The sequence below is a fragment of the Olivibacter sp. SDN3 genome (assembly GCF_014334135.1).
GTDB lineage: Bacteria > Bacteroidota > Bacteroidia > Sphingobacteriales > Sphingobacteriaceae > Olivibacter.
This window is the reverse complement of sequence record NZ_CP060497.1, coordinates 3,040,540-3,055,922: the sequence shown is the minus strand read 5'-3', so window position 1 is coordinate 3,055,922 and position 15,383 is coordinate 3,040,540. Positions and strand designations below refer to the sequence as shown.

The following is a 15,383-nucleotide window of genomic DNA, read 5'->3' as shown; positions in this document are numbered from 1 at the left end:
CTTTGCTACAAATATTTTGGATATTATTTCTTAAGCACATAATTTTCCGCCAGTTCTCCGGTCACTTTTTCTCCATCCAAATCTAACGTAGTTAACGTGTTTTCACCTACAAAATATTTATTCGGACCATCCGACGCTCCATTTAAAACAATATTACTTCCATCCTCCCAAGAGAAACTGCCTTTTTCTTCTTGTACATCTCCATCACCTTTACCTAAATATTTTGTCTTTTTAACGTAGGTATCATCATCTTTCAATTCAACTTCCGTTTCGATCCCCTCACAGTCAGCGCAAGGCAGAACTCCCTTATAAACACCAACCACGTCCAGCGAATTTTGGGCATTATGCATATCCGCCGCGTCAGAAGTAGCGTCAATAGGGATATATTCATCAGTTGTTGTATCAGCAATACCCGTATTCGTTTCAGTCGAATTACTTGTCCCGCTATTATTACAACTCCAACATAATAGGGATACCAGCGAAAGCGTTAATAATTTCTTCATCATATAATTCTTTTTTTGTAGAAAATATAGCAAATCTAATACCAAATTATCTTTTTTTGCACACGAACAACTCATCACTAGATTTTTTATATTGCGCCAAAAATGATAGCTTTGACGGGAATAGGCCAGTGAATTTAATCAAAATACGAAACTCGGTTTACCTAAACCTCTAAAAATATGTTAGCATCCATATTTGCACTAATACTGATAAGGCATTTGCAGAAAAGAACAATATTATCTGGTCCTGATGATCAATGGGTGAGCTATTTCAAAGCTGGTATCTTCTTCTCAATAGCATTCATCGGCTTTTCCGTTATTTTCAAGTCTATCTTCGTTGGCTTACTAACACATTGCTTCCTTCTAGGCTTACTGCTAGCAGTGTATCTCATCCCCAAGTTACAAATTGGTCGGCCGATGATGTTTTCCATTATTCCAGTTGCGGCCGCATCCTTCATTGCCGATATCGTCAAATGGGTTACACCTACATTTTACGCAGCTAATGACGATGCTTTTGAAAGTGCAATTCTTTTTGGCGTTATATGGTTCATAGCCATGTGGTTCATCAACCGTAAGCAACATAAGGCCTTGGAAAACGAGCGATATAGACGGGAGATCGAAGAGGAACGCACACGCATGATCACCAAATTGAAGGTAGATCTCGAAGCCAAAGTTGCGCAAAGAACGAATGAGTTATTGCAACAGAAAAATGAGCTTCAACAAGCTTTAAATGAACTTAAGAGCACACAAGATCAGCTTATACACGCCGAAAAAATGGCGTCATTGGGAGAGTTAACAGCGGGCATAGCTCATGAGATACAAAACCCACTTAACTTTGTAAACAATTTTTCCGAAGTAAGCATTGAACTGCTGAATGAAATGAAAGAAGGGCCTCTTCTCGAATTACCAGAGGAAGCAAAAGAGGAGGTGGAAGAAATTGTATCAGACCTTTCCCAGAACCTTGAAAAGATCGTCGTTCATGGCAAACGTGCGGACAGTATTGTGAAAGGTATGCTGCAACATTCCCGTAGCAGCACAGGCCAGAAAGAAGTTACAGATATTAACGCATTGGCCGAAGAATACTTACGACTGAGCTATCATGGGCTGCGCGCAAAAGACAAATCCTTCAACGCTACTATAGAAACACATTTTGAACCTAACCTTTATAAGGTACATGTGGTAGCCCAAGATATCGGGAGAGTACTTCTCAACCTATTTAACAACGCTTTTTATGCCGTGAATGAAAAAAGCAAGGTACAAACGGGCACTTATGCCCCAAAAGTTGAAGTCACCACAAAAAACACGGAACTTACAGGTAACCAGAAAGGTATAGAGATCATTATAACAGATAATGGGTCAGGAATTCCGCAACGGGTTTTAGATAAAATTTATCAACCGTTTTTCACAACTAAACCTGCAGGTCAAGGTACAGGGCTCGGGTTATCTATCAGTTATGATATTATCAAGAAAGGACATTCCGGCGATCTAAAAATAGACACAAAAGAAGGAGCATACGCTAGCTTTATCCTTACAATACCAACATAGGTTAACTTTCTAAAAGGAGCAAGTTTATTTAAAATTATATAGGCATGAAAATATTGGTAGTTGACGATGAAATTGACGTACAACCGTTGTTTAGGCAACGCTTTAGAAAGGAAACGAAGAAAGGAGACCTAAGCCTCGATTTTGCATCCTCAGGAGAGGAAGCCCTGGCTTATCTTGCGAAAAAAGCATCCGAAGTGGTGCTCATCTTATCAGACATCAATATGCCGGGAATGAGTGGACTAGATTTACTCAGACATATTAGGCATACCTATGAAGGTACACCACCATACGTCATGATGATCACCGCTTATGGCGACGATGAGAATCATCAACAGTCAATTCATTTAGGGGCTGATGATTTCCTAACAAAACCATTAGATTTTAATCTTCTGAAAGACAAACTAAAAAATTTAAATGAACATGGCTAAAATACTTGTGGTTGATGATGAAGCTGATTTGGAATTATTGATCAAACAAAAGTTTAGAAAAAAAATCAGGGAACAGGTATATGTGTTTCTTTTTGCCAAAGACGGAAACGAAGCGTTGGAGATGTTAAAAAACAACGACATTGACATCATTTTAAGTGACATCAATATGCCAGGCATGGATGGGCTTACGCTACTCACCAAACTCCCCGAAGCCAACCCAGTAATAAAGGCAGTAATGGTGTCTGCTTATGGCGATATGGATAATATCCGCACGGCGATGAATCGCGGTGCTTTTGACTTCGTATTTAAGCCGGTTAATTTCAGCGATCTGGATTTAACCATTGAAAAAACACTACAACATGTTTCGCAAGTCAAGCGAACATTGCAGGCTATCAAAGAAAACAATATTCTGAAAATGTATGTAGACGAGCATGTGCTCAATTTCATGACTCACCAGGAGTTTGAAAAAAGTTTAATGGTTAATGAAACGGTTGAGGCCACAGTAGCCTTTATCGATATTTGTGGGTTCACTTCCATCACGGAAAATGTAGCCGCAGACGATGTAGTAAAACTAATAAACAACCTTTTTGACCTTATTGTTAAAGAAATCATCAACTATAACGGGCATGTAGACAAATTTATGGGAGATGCAGTAATGGCCATTTTTAAGGGAGACTACCACCTTGACAGGGCTATAGATGCAGCCTTAGCAGTAAAAGAGCAGATTGCAGCCGTCCCAATTTTCCAGTCAGGAGAAGATACTTATAAACCACAGGTATCTATTGGTATTAATTCAGGAGAAATGATTTCAGGAAACATCGGCTCCGCTTCATTGAAACGGCTCGATTATACCGTTATAGGCGATGCGGTCAACCTTGCCCAGCGCTTACAATCAACAGCAACACCAGGACAGATTATTGTCGCAGAACATATTTATAACCAAGCAAAAGAGTCTTTTGGATTCAATGCTTTAGGAACTGTATCCCTAAAAAACAAACAAAAACCAGTAGCAATATATGAAGTTACCTCCTAAACGCTGAGCCCTTAATGCTCACGTTTCCTTCTCTTTAGCACCCCGCCGGCAGCCTCTTTTATACTATTGGTATACACAAAGGCCTGCGGATCGATCTGGTGTATCAGATTCTTCAGTCTTCTCACCTCCAGACGGGTAACTACCGTAAATACCACATCTACCGGATAACTTATATCAAAACTGTCTTTAAGAAAACCGCGTTCTCCTTTATAAACGGTAATCCCCTTGCCCATGTCTTTTACTAAGCGTTCTTTGATAGTTTCGCTCTTTGCCGAGATAATATTAACTGCTGTGTATTCTTCTAATCCCTCTATCACAAAATTGATCGTTCTGGAAGCCGTATAGTAGGTCAACATAGAGTAAAGTGCAGTAGGAAGCCCTAAATGAATAGCAGCTATCAAAAATATAAGAATATTAATCCCCAATATTATTTCTGTTATGGTAAACCCAACCCTTTTTATCGTATAAAGCGCCAAAACTTCAATACCATCCAAGGCACAACCACCTCTCATTGAAAGACCAACGCCAATCCCCATAAACACCCCTCCAAATATAGAAACCAATAGTTTGTCGGAAGTAATCACCGGATAGGGTATGTACAAAAGACAGAAGCCTAATAAAATCACACAAATCAGCGTTTTCCACGCGAATTTAGCACTGATCTGGAAAGCACCCATAATGATGAACGGAAGGTTCGCAATAACAATAACATAAGCGATATTGACGTGATAAATCTCATGTATTAATAACGAAATACCGGTTACACCGCCGTCAAAAAACTGATTAGGCACCAAAAAACCCTTTAAAGCAAAACCACAAAATAAAATTCCCGTCAATACACATACGATATCCTGAATGGTCGCTTTCATTTTTTTATTCATATATTCTTGTTGCTTTTATTATTTTGTTTTAATCGTTTTAAGTGTTCTTCCTTTTTTTGCGCTCTCAATTTGATCGCTGTATCTGTAAAATATCGGTGCGTTTCCAAAAAATGAATCTGGAGATCGTTATACTCTCTGAGCGATTTTACTGTTCCCAAATTGATCATTTCGAGATACAATTTGTGACTGATTATAAAGAAATCATCTCTTCCCAGGTAATCTAAATCCGCATCACAAATAATTTTTTCCAAAAGATTTTCAGGTGTTTGTGGAAGTCTAGTGGCCATAATCAGTTCACAGACCTGCTCAATTTCTTTTGTATTATACTCAAATAAAGGCAGCTTTTCTCTTGCTATCGCACAAGATAACAACTCGTGATCTTTAGGTTGCACTAAAAAACCGGTATCATGAAACAACACTGCACTTAATAAGATAGTACAATCTGCTGTCGCTACACGTTCTTTTAACGCAATGTATCTGGCAGCATCATATACGTCCTCGGTATGCGTGACGCTATGATAGGTTAAGGAAGGAGAAAGCTCGTCTTTTAATTTGGATAAGATAAAACGAGTAGCCATATCCAATTGCATAATCAATTTTATTGATCGCTAATATATCAATTTTTCTTTTACCCTTATTCTGCAAACTTAATTTCGGTAAAACATGCTGATAACGGATGATATCACACCATCAAGTACTAAGGTTTTAGTGGCGATTAATACCTTGCTTTCAAAAATCTAAAGGACAATCCGTACGGTAATAAACGATGGCTCATTTTCCCGTGACAATAGCAGCACTCGTTAACGCCATTAGTCCGCCAAGAGCAGAAAAGGAAAGCCTTTCCATCGCTAAAAAAAGAGGATCATTTATCTCTAGACCCAGAAGCACCAACACAAAAGCGGTAACAAATATGGAGCCCATCATGTAATTTTGTCTAATATAATACTGCCAGAAGTAAACAAGTACAACGATAGTTACTAATAAAAGAATGATATCTCCGGTTAACAAAAGCACCAATGCACCTATCACACATCCAATCAATGTGCCCAATAGACGTTGACCGATACGTTTGACTGCTCCTTGGTTTCCTACTTGTACCACCATAATAATAGTAAGTGGCGCCCAATAACTATGTGGAAAAGGAGTCAAATGCATCATATATCCACTGATAATCAAAAGAGTGGCTAATTCAACTGCATACCTAAAATTCTCCCGTTTTAATCTTAAAAAATAATAGGTCGGCGATCGTTGCGAAGCATCCAAAGGTTTCATAGGGGTATAACGCTTTCCCAATAGCATTAACCCGATGACCACCAAAAGCTCTGTCAATATCCCAAGTCCACACCCTAAAGCAGTATATCGTATAATCCCACCTTCACCCGTATATATATAACTCATCAAAAACAAGGCTGCAGCCGGAATAACCATATCCGGCCAATTAATAGGAAAATACTGTTTTAAAAAACTGAAAAGAAAGGCTAGCAGGAGCATTGCCAGGGAAGTATACCATAGATTATTCCTGCACAGGTCAGCCATTAACACTACCAAGAGAAAAATTAATGATACTTTGAACGCAATGGTTATACGCTTGATTGGCGTATTATGCGCATTTACCCCAGCAATACTTTGAGCGGCAACAATAAGTATAGCCCCAAGCAAGCCTAATTTGAAGTTAAACATCACCGCCAAACCAACAGATACCACCGCAGAAGACACCAGCGAATTAGTAATTCTATCTAATTTATAAGAAAACTGATAAAAACACTTACTTACTTTAGCAAGACACAACACAATTATTAATTCTGATTTATCATATTAAATTAAAATAAAAAAACAAATATAACAATAAATACAGAATTTTAAATTGTCAAGAATTTATCTAATATATTAGCGGTGAGCTAAAGAATGATTATAACAAGACAATCGCAGATGCCGAAGGTTTATGCTCCGGCATCTGCGATAAGCAATTAACGGCACTGAAGAGTTAATCAGGGTGGTTCCCACTGATTTTATAACTTCCGGCAATAGTTCCGAACGATTTCACCAAACGATTCCAAGAATTTATTTGTGCCACGGCCAAAGTAAGATTGGCTATTTCTTCTTTCGAGAAAAAATTCAACAGTTCGTCGTGAATATCATCGGGATTGCGATCATCCTGAACATCAGTTAATCGTTCAGCGAATGCCAGGGCTGCTCTTTCAGCGCCCGAATAGTAGTTCGTTTCGCGCCAGGCAGGCAGGGAAACTAAACGCTGTAGCGTCTCTCCTGCTGCCGTAGCATCCTTTGAATGCATGTCCAAGCAATAAGCACAACCATTAAGCTGCGAAACACGCATAAAAACCAATTTAACCAGTAAAGGGTCTAAACCCGAACGCTCGATGTAAGACTGAACACCGCGCATTGCTTGGTAAAGTCCATTTGGCATCTCTTTTTGACTTATTCTTTCCATTTTTATAAAACATTTCTCTACAAGACATCCCTACCTTCCCAAAGGTGACATAAAAAAACATTTTTTTTGAAATGCTAATCCTGAAAATGGGATAAATGCTTTAAAGTTTTTAATTTATCAGGATTACGAACAATGTAAATATTGCTGATACCGTCGTCTTCTATATCTATAATCTGACAGCTTGCCAACCTATTTCCTTCATAGAACAGTATAGCGGGCTGGTGGTTAACTTCTGCCAGCTTATGGGAAAGCCCCTTCCAGTACTTAGCAAGCAATCCTCTCATCAAATTGAATGCTGCACGACGACCAATACTTGGTCTCAGCGCTGCCAAAACCTTTCCTCCTCCATCTGAAACTACTTTGGCTTCAGTCACCAATAAATGTTCCAATGCTTCAATATCACCTGTTTTCATCATTTCCAAATAGCTTTCCAACCAATCTTTCTGTACCTTATTCTTCTGCTTAGCCGGTAATTGAAGGATCTTTTTACTTCGCGTTAACACCTGCTTAGAAGCGTCCACACTAATTTGAAGTAGATCAGCAATCTCCTTATGTGCATAACCGTAGGCTTCCTTTAAAATAAATACTGCTCGTTGTACTGGATTAAGCCGCTCAAGTAAAACGAGGAGTGCATACGATAAGGTTTCTTCTTTCACTAATGGTTGTTGCGTATTTAACGTATCCACAGGTTCGGGCAGCCATTCACCCGGATACGTCATTCGACTATTCAATTGTTTCTTTTTCAAATTTATCGCACCATTGATTACGGAACGTATCCAATATGATTTTCGATTTTCTATTGCTGAAACATCCTTTCCCAGAAAGCGCAAAAAAACATCTTGTACAACATCCTCGGCATCGATATATGAGCCTAGGATATTATACGCATAGGTTAATAACAAAGGTCTGTATTGTTCAAAATCCGAATGTGACATGCAATCAAAATTAAACTAATTTACAAAAACTCAAGCCTACTATTCAGTTCTTTTATTTTGAGAAACCATAGCAGCTCTTTAACTTAGTGCCATCATCTATACAACAACCATCATGAGGATTGCTACCTACAATGTAAACGGAATCAATAGTCGGCTCCCCGTATTATTACGCTGGCTCGAAGAAACAAAACCAGATGTCGCGTGTCTGCAGGAGCTTAAAGCCCCACAGGAAAAGTTTCCTGAACAAGCTATTCTCGAAGCAGGTTACCAAGTCATTTGGCATGGTCAGAAAAGCTGGAACGGTGTAGCTATCCTTGCCCGAAATCTAACCATTACCGAGAGGGGGCGAATACTCCCCGGAGATCCGGAAGACAGTCATAGCCGTTATATCGAAGCCGAAATAAATGGTATTATTGTGGGGTGCCTATACCTTCCAAACGGCAATCCCGCCCCCGGTCCTAAATTTGATTATAAATTGGCATGGTTTGATCGGCTCCACGCTCATGCCCTTACCTTGTTGGACTCCGGTCAACCTGTTTTACTTACCGGTGATTTTAATGTTATGCCTACCGAACTTGACGTTTACAAACCCGAGCGTTGGGTAAAAGATGCCCTTTTTCGTCCCGAAACACGTGGGGCTTTTCAAAAACTCCTTGCACAGGGCTGGACTGATGCTATCCGTAAACTTTATCCTGACGAAGTGATCTATACTTACTGGGACTATTTCCGCAAGGCCTATGAACGCAACGCAGGCTTACGCATCGATCATTTTCTGCTAAGTCCGACGCTTGAAGGCCGTCTATCAGCTGCCGGAGTAGATCGCGCCGTTCGTGGGTGGGAGAAGACCAGTGACCATGCTCCAGTGTGGATTGAGTTAAGGTAATATACTCACCAAAAAAAACGGCAACGTAGTCAATAACAAATCCAACATGTATTTAGCTCAAGAAGAAGATAAAGAAATAGTAATCGATATTCTCTTACAATCATTTCGAAACAATAAAAGCGTTCATTATATTGTTAAGCAAGATGAGCAGCTAAATAAAAGGCTAAGATATCTTATGAGTTACTCCTTTGATTTATGTTTCCATTTTGGAAAGGTTTTATTGTCTGACCGTAAAGACGCCTGCGCATTGATTACCTATCCGCACAGAAAAAAGAACCTCCTAAAATCAATACGCATGGATATCGGACTTTTGATAAACACTATTGGTATATTCAAGTTAGGTAAAGCGATAAAAAGAGAGGCATTGATTAAAGCCAACTATCCTGTGCAAGACTTCCTGTATCTATGGTTTATTGGCGTGAAACCTCACATGCAGGGACAGGGCGTTGGATCCGATCTATTGAACCAAGTGCTACAGGAAGCTAAAGCAACACATTTAGACGTACACTTAGAGACGTCTACCTTAACGAACCTACCTTGGTATCGTAAATTTGGATTTGAAATCTACAAAGAACTTGATTTTGGTTACACGTTACATATGCTCAGGTGGAGAAAGGAAAAAGTATAACTTACCGAATCACAAAACTTTATTGACTTTTATCCAAATTTCCCTCAGGCCTTGATCCTTCCCGAACAATGGGTCTGTAGCGGGTAACTGCACAGCCTCAATATTCTTATCGGCTTGTGGCCGTTCATCTTCCTCACCTTTATTGAGGTCGGGGCTTAATCCTTTGGGGTAGGCCCCCACTACAGCAAAATCATCACTATGGGCTAAACATTTGTGACCTACTCCAGCCGGTATTATAAGGAGGTCACCGGCATTTGTCTGTACTTTTTCGCCGCGCTCGCCGCCGAGATGCAACAACGCATTTCCACTAAACACACCCAAAACTTCATGTGTGTTACTATGATAATGGTGAAAGGGATAAACACCCCATCGCCAGGCGTTGCCCCAATCATTTGACATAAATTTTTCCTCCAGCCAGTCAGCTCCCTTATTTCCGCGCATTGCGAAAGCACTTCCATAAAGCAATAGGGGAAGATCGTTGTTGGGAATACTTCCATCATCTTCAAAATGAAACATTTTTGGTTGTACTTTCGCCATAACAGAAAAATGCTGGTTAAGTATAAACGCAGCAAACGTCGTACCAGCTGTCGCTATAAAATGCTTACGTTTCATCATATTTTTCCTATTTTCCTCCCTTCACCGGTCATTTAAACCAGCTATGCGTTATAAAAAAGACGGGTTCCCCAGATTTTAACAAAAAAAGCCAAATATAGTTTAGTTCTTCGTATTGATCTGTTCATTTGGAAGCTATTTTCATGTCAATTCCCAAAAAACAGGCCATCATGCACATGGCAAGTTTCTTTGGTTAACAGCTGCGATTTTGCGGCCTGTCCCTTTCGCTTCCATTTCCAACTACGGCTATATACTATTTTCCTTCAAAACAAAAGTTGAAGAAGAGCTATCATAATTTTCAATAAGAATACTAGAATAAAAGTAATAAGATTTTATAATGAACCTATAAACATTCTCATATTGACCATAAATTTATCGTTTATTCACCGTAAATTGACCGTATATTTTACGGTCAATTTACGGTGAATAAACGGTTAAAAAACGATAAATTTGACTTTTATTATACCTTCTTTATACTTTTTTTATTACTTTATTTTTGTTTTTATCTATAAAATAGGCTTATTTTACCTATAATTGCAGGTGAGGGGAATCGACAGGAAATAAAAAAACCAAACTTAAATTATGGGAATTCTTAACAAAGGAGCAAACGGTCCTTTCCGGGGGAAGACAGGAAGTGTTATCGGCAGCGGATGGAAAAAGATCGATTACATCAAAGGGTTGCCCCGTTCATACAAAAACAAGGGGAAACCAAGTGTAGAACAACAATTTCAACAGCAGAAGTTCCAACTATTGAACAGTTTTTTATCGTTCATCACTCCTGTGCTAAAAATCGGTTTTCAGGCTTTTCTAAGCAAAGCCACCGCCCGTAATATTGCTTTCCAATACAATTACGAACATGCCTTTATCCAGGATGAGACAGGAGAGCCAGCGCTCAACTACGCTGCTCTCCGACTGAGCCACGGATCATTATTCAGTGCAGGGGCAGAAAATGCGGAATGGGTAGAAAATAGTATTCGAGTCTCTTGGGATCCGAAAACTTACGGCATTAGCGGTGCATTAGACGATGAGGCCCATATGCTCTGCTATTTCGCTAATGCTAATTTTTTTAAGAGTCCCGAAAATTTGGTGAGACGCCATCATGGTGAGGCACAAATACCCGATGTCTCCCAAGAAGAGTTCCAATCGGCACATATCTGGCTTTTCTTCAGTGATAACCAACGGAAAAGGGTATCATCTACGGTTTATCTCCCGACAACCAAGGATTAATTTACATATACAAATGGAGTTTTTCTACGACAGAAACAAAAAGAAATCCAAAAAAGCGCCCTACGGACGATTGGCGACCCAGCAGAAAATGCGTTTAGCGATGGCTTTTCTTAATCCGCTACGCCCTATTATCAATGACACCTGGAAAAACTATGGGGATGGTAAAAAAACCAAGGCCTTCGGCCAGGCCCTGCGGAAGGTGATACAGGATGCCATTACCGGTGACTATCCCGATCAGCATATTGTACCGGAAAAGGTGATGATCAGTATGGGTACCCTACCTCTACCGCCTATCGATGATGTTGCCCGTTCCACCGAACAATTGGAAGTTTTCTACGGGAATCTCACACATCCGATGGCAAAAGATGGCGATGAGTTGGCTTTAGTGCTCATCAACCCAGAAATGGGATTTGGCGCCCGGAACGATCAGACCTGCTATAGAAAAGATGGACATATCGAAGTAAAAATACCCCCTCCATTTAAACAGCATGGTTTCTACGCCTATCTCTATGCGCACAATAAAAAGGGAACCCAATATTCCAAAAGCTGTTACCTAGGCTATTTTGAGCCACGGGCGTAAGCTGAAAATTTATTGTTATTTCCAGGATCCGAATAGACGCCCTGTAAACAATTAATACACAAGGCACAACCAATAAAGGATTCATTGGATTCGAAAAACCAACAATGGAAGATCGATTACACGGATGCTTTCTTAAACGCAAGGATAGCAATATTTTTTGTTTTTTGTAAAACAAGAGTCTCCAGTGAAATATAGCAACTCCATCTTAATCTTTTGCGAAACTATTTCGGGCTGCTTTTTGTTGAGTTATATCAGGTGGTGGCTTTGGAGGATTTATATCGGGATAACCGGCTGCTTATTTTTTGTTAATTCTGAAGTCGAATAACACCTGATAATCGTTGGGAAATTATTGCTTTTCGAGTGGCCTTGCTTTCGGAATGATTAAGATATATTTATTGTTGATAGCAATACATAAGATATACTTACGTCGTCATATGTTCTTGGATTTATACCTGGCAATATGCACGTAAACAAATTTTTAAAATTAACTAATGCTTTGTATAACACTCAAAAATGAACACAATGAAAACAGTTAAAAATTTGTTAGTTGCTTTATTTGTTGGAGCTTGCACAGTTGCATATGCCCAAGAGCCTCAATTGGATGTTCCCTACGTCCCTACCAATCAGCAGACAGTGGAAAAAATGCTGGAGCTTGCGAATATTAAGCCCGATGATGTCGTCTATGATTTGGGCTGTGGCGACGGAAGGATCATTGTCACTGCCGCCAAGAAATTCGGCGTCACGGGTGTCGGAGTGGACCTCAATCCCCAACGTATCAGGGAAGCTAATGAAAACGCAGAAAAAGCGGGAGTGACAGATAAAGTGAAATTTGTTGAAGGTAATCTGTTCGAATTTGACTTCAGTAAGGCGGATGTTGTAACCATGTATCTTCTACCGTCGGTAAACATGAAACTGCGGTCGAAGTTGCTAAAGGAGCTGAAACCCGGCAGCCGCATCGTATCGCATGATTTCGATATGGGCGATTGGGAAGCGGAAAAAACGGTAAAAGTCGGCAACGACACGGTTTACCTGTGGACGATTGATTAAATAGTCTGGAAAGTCTTGAGTGGAGACCGAAAGCCGGTAAACATCTTAGTTTTTTACTTACGGATTTGTACTTGATCAATTGGAACTTTATCCAAGTAGAACAGAATTTCAGGATTAAAATAGAGCGGTTTTTCTCTAATTTTCAAAGAAGGATATTATCCTATCTCGCAATGTCCACCAAAGAGCGATATCTGCAATTTATAAAAAACTATCCCGATATAGAGCAGCATATCAAAAATTATCATTTGGCATCCTACATGGGGATTATGATCGAAAGTCTTAGCCGCACTCGTAAAGAACTTGCCAGAGAATAAACTATAATATTTAATCATAGATGGAAGAAAGTAGCAAACTATTTGATGTATTTATAAATTATTTAAAAGAGAACATTCCCGTATCTGACAAGGAGTTGTCAGCTATTATAAGTGCGGCGACGACCAAGACACTACGTAAATGGCAATCTATACTCCACGATGGTGAGGTTTGGAGAAAGATGGTATTTATCTCCGAAGGTTGCTGCCGCTTGTTTCGGTACGATGGGAAAGGCGCAGACCATACTGTACGCTTCGGGATCGAAAACTGGTGGATGACCGATCTAGAAAGCTTTAATGCAGATCGGCCGTCACAGTATAATATAGAAGCCTTGGCGGCTACCAAGATCATCGCATGGAGTAAAAAAGACTGGATGCAGTTACAAGAAGAAATACCTGCCTTCAAGAGATTTTACGAGCAATTGGTGTTACGTGCTTTTGAGGCAACACAAGAGCGGGTATACACACTTATCAGCCAAACGCCGGAAGAAAAATACCTCGACTTTCAAAAAAAATACCCTTTGGTTTTCGATAAAGTTCCCTTGCATATGGTGGCATCTTACCTCGGAATCTCCCGAGAAACACTTAGCCGCGTGCGCAAGGAACTTGTCAAGCCGAGCAAGAAAGGCTAGGAAAGATCCCCTAGCCTTTTATATTTCACCTTTTAAATCTCCGGATGCCAACTGCGCACAGGACTCACACTTTCCAATGCCGCTGCGACTTGTAAGATGGTGTACTCATCTAACCATTTCCCTACAATCTGCACGTTGATTGGCAAGCCCTCTGCACTGGTACCAAAGCGCATCGCAATGCCAGGCAGTCCCGTAACGTTGAGCGGTACAGTAGCTCCTTGCAGATAAGTAGCATCTACCGTCTGCCCATCGATCACAAAGGTTTCCACTCCGTGTTTATGTGCGGGAATAGGTAATACCGGTGTTATCAGCGCATCATATTGTTGAAAATAAGCTGCAAAGCCATCTTTGAGGCGCTCAGCAGCTTGTTCAGCATCGATATATGCTTGGTAAGAAGTCTCCGGTATCGAAAGCATGGTGTGCGCCATCTTGTAGATCTCGTTTTCCGGCCTGCCCTTCACAGCCTCTCGAAACGCAGGCTTCATCTCCATAATATGTAGCTTGTTAAATACCTCCAGTGCAAAATCTTGTTCCAAGGCGGGGATGTGGACGGCTTCCACGCTTGCCCCTAGAGCTGCTAAGGCATTGGCAGCGTCTTCAACCGTCTGTGCCACTTGCGCATCGACAGGCCCAAAACCCGGTGCTACCAACCAACCTATTTTCAACGTTTTAATATCTTTTGGCTGCTTAGTTTGTACATCTCCCAGCGCACTGCTAAATCCGTCTTTTCCATCGGCACCTGCCAAGATACCAAAAGACAGTTCCAGATCTTGAATGCTACGCGCCATAGGCCCTACGTGCCAGAAACGGCGTGGTGCACGAGGCCAGATACCGGTCATCGGCACTCTTCCGTGGGTAGCTTTCAGCGATACGATGCCGGTCTGTGCGGCAGGGCCTCGCACGGAAATAGCCAAGTCTGTGCCCAAGCCTATCGGCGATAGTCCGGCAGCTATGGCAGCCGACTCACCACCGCTGGATCCACCCGGCGTCCGGGTAAGATCCCAAGGGTTTTTGGAGCGACCGGTAAGCAGGTTCTCACTTTCAATCCAATAGGAAAATTCCGGAAGATTGGTCTTACCTAATAAAATAGCGCCGGCTTGTTTCATACGGGCAACAGCGGTGGCATCTGCATTCGGTATCCTCCCTTTGAATATGGGCGAGCCTCTTTGTGTAAGCACGTCTGCCGTGTCTATAGAGTCTTTGACGGTGAACGGGACACCGTGCAAAGGGCCGACCATTTCACCATTGGCAAGGGCAGCATCTGCTTTTTTAGCTGCGTCCAATGCTTTTTCTCCTACGATGGTAACCATTGCATTGATCTGCGGATTGACTGTGGCGATACGATCCAGATGTGCCTGAACCGCCTCTGTGGAGGAGATTTCTTTGTCGCGGATCAGCTTTGCCAATGTGATGGCCTCCTCGTAGTGGAGCCCGCCTGCTGTAGTGTGATTTGTCTTCATCTCTTTACATTTTTAAATAATTAAACATCTCTGATGAAGCAAAATTGCGACGAAAAGTGATCTAAAACGAAGTCAAATGACATAATTTGACAGCGGCATTTGACATAAATGTATGGCAAAAAGCCTTATCTCGGATCGATAGAAGTAGAGACCAATTTTTGTAATAGGATATCGCCATGTAAATATTATAGTGTTGTAGCCCAGGTTCGTTCAATTTTTTTGAAAGGCTCTT

17 protein-coding genes are annotated in these 15,383 nt (G+C 40.8%); 9 read left to right on the top strand and 8 right to left on the bottom strand.

All coding sequences use genetic code 11. From position 1 onward, the window contains the following. Nucleotides 1–23 precede the first annotated feature (23 nt). Nucleotides 24–506, bottom strand: coding sequence for a copper resistance protein NlpE (locus tag H8S90_RS12590; RefSeq protein ID WP_187342848.1), 483 nt, complete (start codon nt 504–506; stop codon nt 24–26). A 174-nt stretch (nt 507–680) separates the two neighbouring features. Between H8S90_RS12590 and H8S90_RS12585 the strand changes: the two genes are divergently transcribed. The 3 genes from H8S90_RS12585 to H8S90_RS12575 are packed head-to-tail and all read left to right on the top strand — an operon-like array spanning nt 681 to nt 3,506. Continuing rightward, nucleotides 681–2,045 carry a sensor histidine kinase gene (locus H8S90_RS12585; RefSeq protein ID WP_187342847.1) on the top strand — a complete coding sequence of 455 codons (1,365 nt, stop codon included), beginning with the start codon at nt 681–683 and terminating at the stop codon, nt 2,043–2,045. A gap of 44 nt (nt 2,046–2,089) precedes the next feature. Beyond that, nucleotides 2,090–2,473 (top strand): response regulator, encoded by a 384-nt coding sequence (locus H8S90_RS12580; protein ID WP_187342846.1) that lies wholly within the window; start codon nt 2,090–2,092, stop codon nt 2,471–2,473. Continuing rightward, entirely contained in the window at nt 2,466–3,506 is a 1,041-nt protein-coding gene (locus tag H8S90_RS12575) for an adenylate/guanylate cyclase domain-containing response regulator (protein ID WP_187342845.1), read from the top strand. The genes H8S90_RS12580 and H8S90_RS12575 overlap by 8 nt, the downstream gene beginning before the upstream one ends. Before the next feature lie 11 nt (nt 3,507–3,517). Here H8S90_RS12575 and H8S90_RS12570 read toward each other — a convergent pair whose 3' ends face one another. The 5 genes from H8S90_RS12570 to H8S90_RS12550 all read right to left on the bottom strand — a co-directional run bounded on the left by H8S90_RS12570 (nt 3,518) and on the right by H8S90_RS12550 (nt 7,771). Further along, complete coding sequence (locus H8S90_RS12570; protein WP_255501934.1) at nt 3,518–4,375, bottom strand: YitT family protein; 858 nt, start codon at nt 4,373–4,375, stop codon at nt 3,518–3,520. Between the two features lie 8 nt (nt 4,376–4,383). Then, nucleotides 4,384–4,965, bottom strand: coding sequence for an HD domain-containing protein (locus tag H8S90_RS12565; RefSeq protein ID WP_187342843.1), 582 nt, complete (start codon nt 4,963–4,965; stop codon nt 4,384–4,386). A 193-nt stretch (nt 4,966–5,158) separates the two neighbouring features. After that, nucleotides 5,159–6,103 carry an FUSC family protein gene (locus H8S90_RS12560; RefSeq protein WP_187342842.1) on the bottom strand — a complete coding sequence of 315 codons (945 nt, stop codon included), beginning with the start codon at nt 6,101–6,103 and terminating at the stop codon, nt 5,159–5,161. Nucleotides 6,104–6,371: 268 nt separating this feature from the next. Then, nucleotides 6,372–6,836: a carboxymuconolactone decarboxylase family protein gene (locus tag H8S90_RS12555; RefSeq protein ID WP_187342841.1), complete on the bottom strand. Its 465-nt coding sequence runs from the start codon at nt 6,834–6,836 to the stop codon at nt 6,372–6,374. Between the two features lie 74 nt (nt 6,837–6,910). Then, a complete protein-coding gene (locus H8S90_RS12550) occupies nt 6,911–7,771 on the bottom strand; it encodes a sigma-70 family RNA polymerase sigma factor (protein ID WP_187342840.1) in 861 nt (286 codons plus the stop codon). A 112-nt stretch (nt 7,772–7,883) separates the two neighbouring features. Between H8S90_RS12550 and xth the strand changes: the two genes are divergently transcribed. Both xth and H8S90_RS12540 read left to right on the top strand, forming a co-directional pair. Then, nucleotides 7,884–8,654, top strand: a complete 771-nt coding sequence (gene xth, locus H8S90_RS12545; RefSeq protein ID WP_187342839.1) for an exodeoxyribonuclease III — start codon at nt 7,884–7,886, stop codon at nt 8,652–8,654. Between the two features lie 46 nt (nt 8,655–8,700). After that, complete coding sequence (locus H8S90_RS12540; RefSeq protein WP_187342838.1) at nt 8,701–9,282, top strand: N-acetyltransferase; 582 nt, start codon at nt 8,701–8,703, stop codon at nt 9,280–9,282. A gap of 9 nt (nt 9,283–9,291) precedes the next feature. On the opposite strand, the gene H8S90_RS12535 is transcribed toward H8S90_RS12540, so the two are convergent. Then, nucleotides 9,292–9,897, bottom strand: a complete 606-nt coding sequence (locus H8S90_RS12535; protein ID WP_222852300.1) for a cupin domain-containing protein — start codon at nt 9,895–9,897, stop codon at nt 9,292–9,294. 579 nt (nt 9,898–10,476) lie between these two features. Between H8S90_RS12535 and H8S90_RS12530 the strand changes: the two genes are divergently transcribed. The 4 genes from H8S90_RS12530 to H8S90_RS12515 all read left to right on the top strand — a co-directional run bounded on the left by H8S90_RS12530 (nt 10,477) and on the right by H8S90_RS12515 (nt 13,691). Continuing rightward, nucleotides 10,477–11,121 (top strand): DUF6266 family protein, encoded by a 645-nt coding sequence (locus tag H8S90_RS12530; RefSeq protein ID WP_187342837.1) that lies wholly within the window; start codon nt 10,477–10,479, stop codon nt 11,119–11,121. A 13-nt stretch (nt 11,122–11,134) separates the two neighbouring features. Beyond that, a complete protein-coding gene (locus H8S90_RS12525) occupies nt 11,135–11,701 on the top strand; it encodes a DUF6266 family protein (RefSeq protein WP_187342836.1) in 567 nt (188 codons plus the stop codon). A gap of 522 nt (nt 11,702–12,223) precedes the next feature. Beyond that, nucleotides 12,224–12,748 (top strand): cyclopropane-fatty-acyl-phospholipid synthase family protein, encoded by a 525-nt coding sequence (locus H8S90_RS12520; RefSeq protein WP_187342835.1) that lies wholly within the window; start codon nt 12,224–12,226, stop codon nt 12,746–12,748. Between the two features lie 334 nt (nt 12,749–13,082). Beyond that, the gene (locus tag H8S90_RS12515) at nt 13,083–13,691 is read left to right on the top strand and encodes a Crp/Fnr family transcriptional regulator (protein ID WP_187342834.1); all 609 of its coding nucleotides are present in this window, start codon (nt 13,083–13,085) and stop codon (nt 13,689–13,691) included. Between the two features lie 32 nt (nt 13,692–13,723). Here the strand turns inward: H8S90_RS12515 and H8S90_RS12510 are convergent, their stop codons facing one another. Next, entirely contained in the window at nt 13,724–15,151 is a 1,428-nt protein-coding gene (locus tag H8S90_RS12510; RefSeq protein ID WP_187342833.1) for an amidase, read from the bottom strand. Nucleotides 15,152–15,383: the final 232 nt, after the last annotated feature.

Coding starts and splice junctions, on each gene's coding strand:
- H8S90_RS12565 (WP_187342843.1), bottom strand. CDS start 4,965: ATGGCTACTCGTTTTATCTTATCCAAATTAAAAGACGAGCTTTCTCCT.
- H8S90_RS12530 (WP_187342837.1), top strand. CDS start 10,477: ATGGGAATTCTTAACAAAGGAGCAAACGGTCCTTTCCGGGGGAAGACA.
- H8S90_RS12585 (WP_187342847.1), top strand. CDS start 681: ATGTTAGCATCCATATTTGCACTAATACTGATAAGGCATTTGCAGAAA.
- H8S90_RS12570 (WP_255501934.1), bottom strand. CDS start 4,375: ATGAAAGCGACCATTCAGGATATCGTATGTGTATTGACGGGAATTTTA.
- H8S90_RS12590 (WP_187342848.1), bottom strand. CDS start 506: ATGATGAAGAAATTATTAACGCTTTCGCTGGTATCCCTATTATGTTGG.
- H8S90_RS12580 (WP_187342846.1), top strand. CDS start 2,090: ATGAAAATATTGGTAGTTGACGATGAAATTGACGTACAACCGTTGTTT.
- H8S90_RS12540 (WP_187342838.1), top strand. CDS start 8,701: ATGTATTTAGCTCAAGAAGAAGATAAAGAAATAGTAATCGATATTCTC.
- H8S90_RS12525 (WP_187342836.1), top strand. CDS start 11,135: ATGGAGTTTTTCTACGACAGAAACAAAAAGAAATCCAAAAAAGCGCCC.
- H8S90_RS12535 (WP_222852300.1), bottom strand. CDS start 9,897: ATGATGAAACGTAAGCATTTTATAGCGACAGCTGGTACGACGTTTGCT.
- H8S90_RS12510 (WP_187342833.1), bottom strand. CDS start 15,151: ATGAAGACAAATCACACTACAGCAGGCGGGCTCCACTACGAGGAGGCC.
- H8S90_RS12550 (WP_187342840.1), bottom strand. CDS start 7,771: ATGTCACATTCGGATTTTGAACAATACAGACCTTTGTTATTAACCTAT.
- H8S90_RS12575 (WP_187342845.1), top strand. CDS start 2,466: ATGGCTAAAATACTTGTGGTTGATGATGAAGCTGATTTGGAATTATTG.
- H8S90_RS12515 (WP_187342834.1), top strand. CDS start 13,083: ATGGAAGAAAGTAGCAAACTATTTGATGTATTTATAAATTATTTAAAA.
- xth (WP_187342839.1), top strand. CDS start 7,884: ATGAGGATTGCTACCTACAATGTAAACGGAATCAATAGTCGGCTCCCC.
- H8S90_RS12555 (WP_187342841.1), bottom strand. CDS start 6,836: ATGGAAAGAATAAGTCAAAAAGAGATGCCAAATGGACTTTACCAAGCA.
- H8S90_RS12520 (WP_187342835.1), top strand. CDS start 12,224: ATGAAAACAGTTAAAAATTTGTTAGTTGCTTTATTTGTTGGAGCTTGC.